Genomic DNA, 9484 nt, shown 5'->3' on the forward strand with positions numbered 1-9484 from the left:
TCATTTTTCTTTTTATTAAAAGAAAGTTTAATTTCTTTTAAAAGTACGCAAAATTTATTATTTGCCGGAGTTTTTATTTCGGCCGTATCTTATTTTGGTATAAGAGGTTTATTTGAGACGTATAATTTAAGAATCTTATACCTTTTTTATTTGATAGGATTTCTTGTTTTATTTCAATCTAAAACAGAGGTAAAAAATGAGCGTTAGCGTTTTGATGTATCATCATGTTTTAAAAAATAGCGGCTTTATTACTTCTAGCGTTGAGGATTTTGCCTCGCAGATGCGGTTTTTAGCGGAGGCGGGCTACAAAACGCTCGCGATGAGAGAATTTATCGCCTACAAAAAAGGCGAGCTAACCGTTCCTAAAAAAAGCGTCCTCATCACCTTTGACGACGGTTGGAAGGACAACTACGTCTACGCTTATCCGATCTTGCGCGAGTTTGGGCTGCGGGCAACGATATTTTTAGTGACGCAGTGGATAGAGCGCGCGAGCCTGCGGCGTGGCGAGTTTACCGAGCTAACTCACTCCGAATACAAAAAAGCAGCCCCCCAGCGCCCGCAGGACGTGTTTTTGAGCCTTGACGAAATAGCTGCGATGCGGGACGTTTTTGACTTTCACTCGCATACGCATACGCATTTTGACGAGTATTTCGGCACGCTCCCACCTGAGGAAAATTTCGCTCGGTGCCGCGAGTTTATGCGCGCAAATTTGGGCATCGAGGATAGGCTTTTGTGCTGGCCGCGCGGCAAATACGACGAAAATTTGATCCGTCTAGCTAGGCAGGCGGGCTACGAGGCGTTTTTCACGACGCAGCGAGGTATAAATAGACCAGACGGCGACCTATCGGCTATCAAACGATTTGCCGCTAAAGAAGGCGTCGCATGGCTAAGACGTAAGCTCTTTATCTATCAAAACGATTTTTTGGGCGGGATATATACCAAAATTAGAAATTTGTAAATATAGATTAAAAAATCCAAAATTTCTTTCGTTTTAATTGCGACATATTTTTTTAAATGGTTCGTCGGCGAGTTTCCGTGCAAAGTTAAGAAATATCCTATAACGCGCAAATTCGGCTCCAAATTTTTTGGTTTTTCTTAGATAAATTCTGAGATTTTACTATTATCTTTTTTAAGCAAGCGGTATGATGTATATCGGTCGGTATCGCCGCCCGTCTATTTCTCCGTAAAATATTTACTTCTACTGAATTTTTCTTTTAAAACCGAAGACTGCAAAATATTCGGTATAAAAGTTGTAAAATTTAAAGAGGGTATTGCATTAAGCAAATCTGCGTCGTATCTTTAATAAGGCTATAACTAATTTTATATCGCATTGATCGCAGTAAAAGAGAATGGTATGCCGAGCGGTTATTTTACTTCTCTAAATTTTGTCTTATTTTTAGTTCAATTAGCGGCATTTCATCTTTAAAATCCATCAGCGTTCGCTCCACGCCGTGCTTTATCATCCCCTCTTTGTCGCACGGCACGAAGTCCCAGTCTTTTTGAAATACCGCGTGCTTGCCCATAGTTTGGTTGCCGTTGCGCTGCGTGTAGCCGTTTTCGTTTAGATCGTTATCCCACGGCCCCCACTCAAACGCCCCGCTAGGCCCAAACAGCGCGATCACGGGCACGTCGTTGGCCGCGGCTAGGTGCATGATCGCCGTATCCACGCCGATAAACATAGCAGAGCGCTTTGATAGCGCGGCGGTTTGCTTTAGAGTGAGTTTACCGCCTAGATTTACGGGGCTAGAGGAGCACAGCGCCAGCACGTCGTCCAGCTTTTTTAGTTCGGCGTCGTTGTTATCGGCCGTTAGCACGACCCGCGCGCCCAGCCCCTCGCAAAAGTCGATGATATGCGCCATAGTTTCATCATCCGCACACTTAAACATCCAGCGGCTAGTTAGGTGCACGTGGATAAATTTAGGCGGTAAGTTTAGATGACTGATACAGTCTGGATTAAAATACACGCTTACTCGCTTGCTGCTAGGCTCAAATCCTAGCGCGGCTAGGGCGTCTAGATTACGATCCACGGTGTGGCGCAAGCCGCCTATTTTAGGGGCTTTGTGCGTTATTATTTTATTCACGGTCTTGTTTTTGCCTTCAAAGCCCACGATAGTTTTGATTTTAGCGTATTTGGCGACGATGATGCCGCGGTCGCCCGTCGTGGTCTGCACGGCGATGTCGTATTTTTGCTTTTTGATAGCGCGGATAAACTTTAGCTCGCGCCAAAGTCGCTTGAAAAAGCCGACCTCTTTTATATTTGCGCGGTCGTAGACGTGGATGTTTTGGATGTTCGGGTTGCCTTCGATCATCGCCTCGGTGCCCTTGTTTAGCGCGAAATCTATCTGCGCGTCAGGGTAGATGCGGCGTAGGTTTTCGACGAGCGGAGTCGTAAGCAGCACGTCGCCGATGTTTCTAAATTTCATAACTAGGATTTTGATTTTTTTATCTTTCATTTTACGTACTTCCAAAATGTGTATTGCGCGTAAAGCCTTGCTATCACGTAGCCGCGCCAGCCCTCGCGCCAGCCGCCTTTTAGGAAAAATAGCTTAAAAAACGTCCACTCGGGATTTAAAACGGCCTTAAATTTGCTTGATTTTGCGCCCTTTGCGCCAAGGCTCGAGTAGCGATTTTGCTTGGCGATAAACTGCTCGATGCTGTCGTAGGCATAGTGTTTGAAGTGGTTTTTTAGCCTGCCGATTTGGTTTTTGGTGGCGGTTAAATTTGCGGCGTCTGCCTGGATTTGTTCATCCGTTTTGGGCGCGCTTTTTAAAACGACCTTTTCGTGTATCTCGCGCCCGTCAAATTCCGCCTGCGTCTTGTCAAAGAGCCTAACCGTGTAGTCTGGATAAAGCCCCATAGTGCTCACTTCTTTGCCAAAAAATATATTTGCGCGAGCTACCTCGTATGCGCAAAACTCGGGGCACTGCAAAACCTGCAAAATTTCCTCTCGCAAAGGCTCTAAAATCACCTCGTCGCTATCCAGTACGAAAACCCAGCGATTACGCGCTAGATCCACTCCTAGCTGCTTTTGCGCACTAAATCCCAGCCATTTTTGCTTGTGAAATTTGACGTTTTTAAACCCAGAGCAAATTTGCTCCGTGGCGTCCTGCGAGCCGCTATCGACCACGACGACTTCGTCGGCGAACTCGCAGCTTTTTAGCACCTCGGCGAGGTATTTTTCGCTGTTAAGCGTGAGGATTACGACGCTTAGCATTTATAAATTTCCTCGTTAAAATGCTTAAAGCGTTTGTGAAACCAAAAATACTCGCCGGGCTTCTCGCGTACCACGGCCTCGGTGGCGTCAGCTTGCGCTTGCGTGGCCTTTTGTACGGCTTCATCTTTGTCAAAATCCCTAATATCAATCGGCGGGGAAAAGCAAATTTCGCTAAGGTTTGCCCCTTTTTCGCGGATAAAGGCCGGCACGATGAGCGCGTCCATTTTTTGCGCAAAAATGCTAACTGCCGGCGTATGCAAAACTTTTCGCCCGAAAAATTTGACCTCTACGCCTTCTTCTTTGGCGGTGTTTTGATCGACTAGGATGCCCACTAATCGGCGCGCCTTGACCGCTTTTAAAATTTGCTTGGCGCCGCCCATTTTGTCGATGAGCTCGATATCAAAGCGGGTGCGATTTGCCGCCAAAATACGCTGCATGACCGCGCTATCAAGAGCGCGTCCGACGATGCTAACGCCTCCAAATTTTGCCGCCATCGCTAGAGAAAAAAGCTCCCACTGCCCGTAGTGCGCCGTTTGCACGATGATCGGGCGACCCGAGGCGAGCGCGTTTTGAAAGATTTCTAGGTTTTTAAATTCGACTTTTTCTAGGATTTTTTCCTTGCTCGCGTTTTGGTTTTTTATAAAATTTACCGCAAATTTGGCGTAGTTTTGGTACGTATCTTTGATGATTTGTTCTTTTTGCTCGGCTGTTAGCTCGTCCGCGTAGGCGAAATTTAGATTTGCTCTGATGATTTTGGTGTGCTTGGCGTCAAATTTATAAAACAAAAACGCGATGAAATTTAAAAAAGGATCCAGCAAAAACGCGGGAGTAACGGTAAAGATAAATTTAAAAAATCTATAAAGCCAAAGGTAAAACAAATCACGCATCAAGTAGCCTTTTTGCCGCGTTTGCGATAGCCTGCGGCGCGATATCTCGCACGCAAAAGTCGCTTTTGTCTATCTTTTTCGCGTCTATTTTTTTACCCGCGTCGATGGTTAAATTTACGGGCGTTGCGTAGGCGTTTCGCTCTGCGGGGCGGTTACCAAAAAGCGTGATAGAGGGGCGATTTTGCGCCCAGGCGATATGCGTCACGCCGCTATCGTTGCCGATAACAAGGTCGCAGGATGATATAAAATTTACGAGCTCTTTTAGGTTTAAGTTTAGCGGTTTTGCGTTTGAGTTTTTTATCAAATTTAGAGCCTCTTTTTCCTCTTTTTCGCCGTTAAAGCAGACAAAAATTTCATTTTGCGGCTCGTCTAACAGGGCGATAACGTCGCCAAATTTATCGTAAATTTTACTCGGCTCGCTAGCAAAAGGCGCGATCAAAATTTTCTTTTTTGAGCTATCAAATTTACTTTGCTGGGCGCTAAAACAAGGCTGTTTGGCTAAAATTTCATCCTCGCTAAAACTAAATCCTAAGGCAAAAGCCGTAAGTTTTAAATTTCGCAAGATGATATTTTCTCCGTAGTCGCAGCTAAATTTATGTCTGTAAAACAGCGCCGCAAGCGGTTCTTTTACGCTAAATTTGTCAAATCCGTAACTGTTTTTGCCAAGAAGCTTCGCAACCGCGGCGGATTTGATCAGCCCTTGCAGGTCGATGACGTAGTCAAATTCGCCCTCTTGTTTAGCAGAGGCTATCAGCTCCAAACTTTTTTTGTATTCGCCGTTTTTTAACGGTAGCGATACGACGCGCGAAATTTGCGGGCAAAGAAACAAAATCTCGCTAAATTTGGCGTCGGCAAACCACGTTATTTTCGCCTGCGGTAGGTGTTTTTCGATAAACTGTAAAATGACTACCGCATGAACGATGTCGCCCAGGGCGGAGAGCTTGATAACGGCGATGTTTGGGCTTAAATTTTTACTCATTTACCGCTTTTATAAAGATTTTTAGCTATCATTTTAGGCAAAAATAGCTAAAAAAGGTTTGAAATGGCTAAAAATTATATCTGCGTTTTTGACTGCGAGACGGTGCCCGACACCGCGCTTTTGCGTAAAATTTACGGCTTTGATGGAAGCGACGCGGAGGTGGCGAGGCAGGCGTTTGCCGCGCAAAAAGCAGCAAGCGGAAGCGAGTTTTTACCCGTGATGTTTCACCGCGTCGTGGCGATTTCAGCGGTGATGGCGGACGAATACGGTAAATTTTTGCGCGTAAGCACGATGAAAGGCGCAAACGAGCGCGAAATCCTAAATAAATTTATCGGCTTCGTAAACTCGCACAACCCGCGCCTGGTGAGCTTTAACGGGCGGGGCTTTGACCTGCCGATGATTTTAACTCGCGCGATGAGGTATAACGTCTCGTTTCCGAGCTTTTACGAGGTCGAAAACAAGGAGCTTGGCAAAGGCAAATGGGACGGCAACTACCGCGACAGGTACAGCGGCAAATTTCACTTTGATCTGCTTGACCACGTGAGCGAGTTTGGCTCCGTGCGCGGGCTAAAGCTAGATACTCTGTGCGCGAGCTTAAATTTGCCAGGTAAATACGACGTGCACGGCGATCAGGTGATGGAGCTGTTTTTTGACGGAAAGATCGATAAGATCAACGAATACTGCGAAAGCGACGTGCTAAACACATACTGGCTTTTCCTAAAATACGAGCTTTTGCGCGGAAATTTGACGCTGGATGATTACGCCGATGACATCTCGGTGATGAGCGAGTGGCTTGCGGCAAACTGCGCCCAGATGGGCTATACGCCGGTATTTTGCGAGGCTGTAGAGACGGAGCTTGCTAGGCTTGAGGGCGGGATTTCTTACGAAGATGAAAATTTTAGCGCCAATCCGAAACGAAAGGAGCAAAATTTAGACGTCAAGCCTTTAAGCGTAAATAAAAATTTAGCCCTGGACGAGATCGAAGACGCGCCTAGAATTAGCGCGCAAAATTTAGATGCGCACCTTGAAAAAAGCGGTCTTGGCGGACTTTTGCAAAAAGGAGGAGCGCTAAATTTAAAAAACAAGCCGCGTGAAAAATCTAGCGAGGATGCGCGCGAAAACGAAGATATTACGGATGCGGCGCTGCCTGAAATAAATTTAGATGACGAATGATTAAAAGCGGAAGGAAAAACATGAAAATTTTAGTAACCGGAACGGCGGGATTTATCGGATTTCATTTGGCAAATGCCCTTGCAAAAAGAGGCGACGAGGTCGTCGGATACGACGTGATAAACGACTATTACGACGTAAATTTAAAGCTAGCGCGCCTAAAAACGGCCGGTTTTGACGTGAGCGAGATAGACTATGGCAAGCTTACCACCTCAAAAACGCAGCCTAATTTAAAATTTATAAAAGCCGATCTAGCCGATGGCGAGACGATGAAAAAGCTTTTTGAGAGCGAGAAATTTGACTGCGTCGTAAATTTAGCCGCTCAGGCGGGCGTTCGCTACTCGCTAATAAACCCGCAAGCCTACATCGACAGCAACGTTACCGGCTTTATGAATATCCTTGAGTGTTGCCGCCACAACCAAACCGCAAATTTAGTCTATGCAAGCTCTAGCTCGGTCTACGGCCTAAACGAAAATATGCCGTTTTCTACGCACGAAGGCGTAAATCACCCGATCAGCCTCTACGCCGCGACTAAAAAAAGCAACGAAATGATGGCGCACACGTACTCGCACCTCTTTGGCGTGCCGACTACTGGACTGCGATTTTTCACGGTTTACGGTCCGTGGGGACGCCCTGATATGGCGCTGTTTTTATTTGTCGATGCCGCGCTAAAAGGCAAAAAAATCGACGTCTTTAACTACGGCAAGATGAAGCGCGACTTCACCTACGTGGACGACATCGTAAAGGGCATCATAAAATGCGTCGATAACCCAGCCAAGCCAAATCCCGCGTGGGACGCGAAGCATCCCGATCCTGCCACTTCAAGCGCGCCGTTTAAGGTCTATAATATCGGCAACAATAGCCCCGTAGAGCTCATGGACTACATCAAGGCCGTCGAGCTAAAAATCGGCCGCGAGATAGAAAAAAACTTCCTCCCGCTGCAAGCCGGCGACGTGCCTGCGACCTTTGCGGACGTGAGCGATCTGGTGGCGGACTTTGAGTATAAGCCCGCAACTAGCGTAAATGATGGGGTGGCTAGGTTTATCGAGTGGTACTGCGAGTTTTACGGGGTTAAAATTTGAGATTTTTCGCGCTGTTGCTGGCCGCCTTTTTAAATTTCGCTTTGGCGGCGCAGAGTGAAAATCTAAATAATGCAGCGAGCGAAGATGATGCTAAAAAAGATAAATTTGAGCTTTTAAAACTTAGCGAATACAAAGGTCAAAACGTCGGCGGTTGGCTAGCTAGCGAGAAGCTCGACGGCGTGCGCGCCTACTGGGACGAGCGAAATTTGCGTTCGCGAAACGGTAAAATTTTAGCCGCGCCGGAGGGCTGGAGCGCGCATTTTCCGCCATTTGCGCTTGACGGCGAGCTTTACACCGCGCGGGGCGAATTTGAAAAAATCCAATCAACCGTGATGGATAAAACGCCGAGTGTTACGGCGTGGAGCGAGATCAAATTTTACGTTTTTGACGTGCCTGGGGCTGGCGGCGGGCTTTTAGAGCGGCTTAGCGAGCTTGAAAAATTTATCTTGCAAAATCCGCAAGCCGGGCAAAATTTAAAGATAATCAAACAAGTAAAAGTAAAAGATAACGCCGAATTTGAGGCGTTTGCCGAGCATATCGTCGCAAAGGGCGGCGAGGGTGCGGTCGTGCGCGAACCAAACGTGCCCTACGAGCGAAAACGAAGCAAAAACGCGCTGAAATATAAAAAATTTAAAGATGCCGAGTGTGAAGTAACTGCTATAAACGCGGGTACGGGTAAATACGCCGGGCTCATGGGCTCGGTAACCTGCAAATCGCTCGGCGCGGCAGGCTCAACCCCAGACGAGCAAATCCCGCACGGAGTTAAATTTAAAGTGGGCTCGGGTTTTAGCGACGAAGAGCGCGCAAACCCGCCTAAGATCGGCTCTATAATAACCTACAAATATCAAAATTTGACCGCAAAAGGGTTGCCTAGGTTTCCGATATTTTTGCGGGTTAGAGAGGATTAAATTTGGCTGTTTAGGTCAAATTTGCCCGCTTGGTCGCTTTGGGATCGGTGCCGTAAATTTACGCTCGGTGCGTGGTATGGCGGCTAAATTTAACGTGCGGGTTTAGCAACGCCGCATTTTTTATTTTACCTTTTTATCTTTTATGATAAAATCCAAAATCTAAAATTTAAAGAGGTGGAATTTATGAAAATTTTAATAACTGGCGGAGCGGGCTACATCGGCTCTCACGTGCTAAAAGCGCTTTTGAAACAAGGCGGGCACGAGATAACGGTCGTGGATAATCTCTGCAAAGGCACGACAAAGGCGCTTGACGCGCTCGAAAAAATCGGTAAATTTAAGTTCGTAAAGGCAAATTTAGAGGATGATTTGAGTGGGATTTTTGCGGAGGGCAAATTTGACGCGATTATCCATTTTGCCGCATTTATCGAGGTTTTTGAAAGCACGCAAGAGCCGCTAAAATACTATCTAAACAACACCGCAAACGTAGCTAAAATTTTGACCTATTGCAAAGAGTACGGCGTAAATAAATTTATATTTAGCTCCACCGCTGCCGTTTACGGCGAGCCAGAAATCGGCGAGGTCGATGAGCAAACCGCGGCAAATCCGATAAATCCCTACGGCCGAAGCAAGCTAATGAGCGAGTGGATCATCAAAGACTACGCAGCTTCAAATGAAAATTTCAAATTTGCGATTCTGCGGTACTTTAACGTCGCGGGCGCCGACGAAGAGGGGCTCATCGGGCAAAACTATCCAAACGCCACGCACTTAATCAAAGTCGCGACGCAGACGGCTCTTGGTAAACGCGAAAGCATGGGAATTTTCGGCAGCGACTATCCGACCGCGGACGGCACCTGCGTGAGGGACTATATCCACGTGAGCGACCTGGCAGACGCGCATCTAAGCGCGCTAGAGTATCTAAACGAGTATGAAAAAAGCGAGACCTTTAACGTCGGCTACGGCCGCGGCTTTAGCGTAAAAGAGGTTATAGAAACGGCTAAAAAAGTAAGCGCGTATGGCATTGTAAAAAATAGAGAAAATTTAAGAAGGAGATACTATGAAAATGGCAATAATAGGCAGCGGGTACGTCGGACTAGTTAGCGGTGCTTGCTTCGCGAAGATGGGCAACGACGTAACTTGCGTGGATGTAGACGAGGACAAAATCGCCTCTTTAAAAAATGGCGTCGTGCCTATATATGAGCCAGGGCTTGCTGATATCGTAAGTGAGTGCTACAAAAATGGCTCGC

At 46.6% G+C, this 9484-nt stretch carries 10 protein-coding genes and 1 pseudogene; 7 read left to right on the forward strand and 4 right to left on the reverse strand.

Annotated elements, in window-relative coordinates; all coding sequences use genetic code 11:
* Together QZ147_RS06680 and QZ147_RS06685 are read left to right on the forward strand one after the other, a co-directional pair.
* Positions 1 to 207, forward strand: a pseudogene (locus QZ147_RS06680) (hypothetical protein); the annotation flags it as partial.
* On the forward strand, positions 197 to 958 hold the full coding sequence (locus QZ147_RS06685) for a polysaccharide deacetylase family protein (RefSeq protein ID WP_295148480.1): 762 nt from the start codon (positions 197 to 199) through the stop codon (positions 956 to 958). The pseudogene QZ147_RS06680 and the gene QZ147_RS06685, both read left to right, overlap by 11 nt.
* Positions 959 to 1370: 412 nt before the next feature.
* Here QZ147_RS06685 and rfaQ read toward each other — a convergent pair whose 3' ends face one another.
* Genes rfaQ through waaC form a run of 4 tightly spaced genes read right to left on the reverse strand, consistent with a single transcriptional unit; the run spans position 1371 to position 5080 of the window.
* The gene (gene rfaQ / locus QZ147_RS06690) at positions 1371 to 2453 is read right to left on the reverse strand and encodes a putative lipopolysaccharide heptosyltransferase III (protein ID WP_295148483.1); all 1083 of its coding nucleotides are present in this window, start codon (positions 2451 to 2453) and stop codon (positions 1371 to 1373) included.
* The gene (locus QZ147_RS06695) at positions 2450 to 3214 is read right to left on the reverse strand and encodes a glycosyltransferase family 2 protein (protein WP_295148486.1); all 765 of its coding nucleotides are present in this window, start codon (positions 3212 to 3214) and stop codon (positions 2450 to 2452) included. Before QZ147_RS06695 ends, rfaQ begins: the two co-directional genes overlap by 4 nt.
* Positions 3208 to 4101, reverse strand: a complete 894-nt coding sequence (locus tag QZ147_RS06700) for a lipid A biosynthesis lauroyl acyltransferase (protein ID WP_295148490.1) — start codon at positions 4099 to 4101, stop codon at positions 3208 to 3210. The genes QZ147_RS06695 and QZ147_RS06700 overlap by 7 nt, the downstream gene beginning before the upstream one ends.
* On the reverse strand, positions 4094 to 5080 hold the full coding sequence (gene waaC, locus QZ147_RS06705; RefSeq protein WP_295148492.1) for a lipopolysaccharide heptosyltransferase I: 987 nt from the start codon (positions 5078 to 5080) through the stop codon (positions 4094 to 4096). Before waaC ends, QZ147_RS06700 begins: the two co-directional genes overlap by 8 nt.
* A gap of 63 nt (positions 5081 to 5143) precedes the next feature.
* Between waaC and QZ147_RS06710 the strand changes: the two genes are divergently transcribed.
* The 5 genes from QZ147_RS06710 to QZ147_RS06730 all read left to right on the forward strand — a co-directional run.
* Positions 5144 to 6253, forward strand: a complete 1110-nt coding sequence (locus QZ147_RS06710) for a 3'-5' exonuclease (RefSeq protein WP_295148495.1) — start codon at positions 5144 to 5146, stop codon at positions 6251 to 6253.
* Between the two features lie 20 nt (positions 6254 to 6273).
* Positions 6274 to 7332, forward strand: coding sequence for an NAD-dependent epimerase (locus QZ147_RS06715; RefSeq protein WP_295148497.1), 1059 nt, complete (start codon positions 6274 to 6276; stop codon positions 7330 to 7332).
* On the forward strand, positions 7329 to 8240 hold the full coding sequence (locus tag QZ147_RS06720) for a DNA ligase (protein ID WP_295148500.1): 912 nt from the start codon (positions 7329 to 7331) through the stop codon (positions 8238 to 8240). The genes QZ147_RS06715 and QZ147_RS06720 overlap by 4 nt, the downstream gene beginning before the upstream one ends.
* Before the next feature lie 183 nt (positions 8241 to 8423).
* Positions 8424 to 9338 carry a UDP-glucose 4-epimerase GalE gene (gene galE, locus QZ147_RS06725; protein WP_295148502.1) on the forward strand — a complete coding sequence of 305 codons (915 nt, stop codon included), beginning with the start codon at positions 8424 to 8426 and terminating at the stop codon, positions 9336 to 9338.
* On the forward strand, positions 9295 to 9484 hold a 190-nt coding region (locus QZ147_RS06730), incomplete at its 3' end, for an NAD-binding protein (RefSeq protein ID WP_295148504.1). The genes galE and QZ147_RS06730, both read left to right, overlap by 44 nt.

The organism is uncultured Campylobacter sp. (assembly GCF_905371695.1).
In the GTDB taxonomy this organism is placed as follows: domain Bacteria; phylum Campylobacterota; class Campylobacteria; order Campylobacterales; family Campylobacteraceae; genus Campylobacter_A.

Coding starts and splice junctions, on each gene's coding strand:
- QZ147_RS06685 (WP_295148480.1), top strand. CDS start 197: ATGAGCGTTAGCGTTTTGATGTATCATCATGTTTTAAAAAATAGCGGC.
- rfaQ (WP_295148483.1), bottom strand. CDS start 2,453: ATGAAAGATAAAAAAATCAAAATCCTAGTTATGAAATTTAGAAACATC.
- QZ147_RS06695 (WP_295148486.1), bottom strand. CDS start 3,214: ATGCTAAGCGTCGTAATCCTCACGCTTAACAGCGAAAAATACCTCGCC.
- QZ147_RS06700 (WP_295148490.1), bottom strand. CDS start 4,101: ATGCGTGATTTGTTTTACCTTTGGCTTTATAGATTTTTTAAATTTATC.
- waaC (WP_295148492.1), bottom strand. CDS start 5,080: ATGAGTAAAAATTTAAGCCCAAACATCGCCGTTATCAAGCTCTCCGCC.
- QZ147_RS06710 (WP_295148495.1), top strand. CDS start 5,144: ATGGCTAAAAATTATATCTGCGTTTTTGACTGCGAGACGGTGCCCGAC.
- QZ147_RS06715 (WP_295148497.1), top strand. CDS start 6,274: ATGAAAATTTTAGTAACCGGAACGGCGGGATTTATCGGATTTCATTTG.
- galE (WP_295148502.1), top strand. CDS start 8,424: ATGAAAATTTTAATAACTGGCGGAGCGGGCTACATCGGCTCTCACGTG.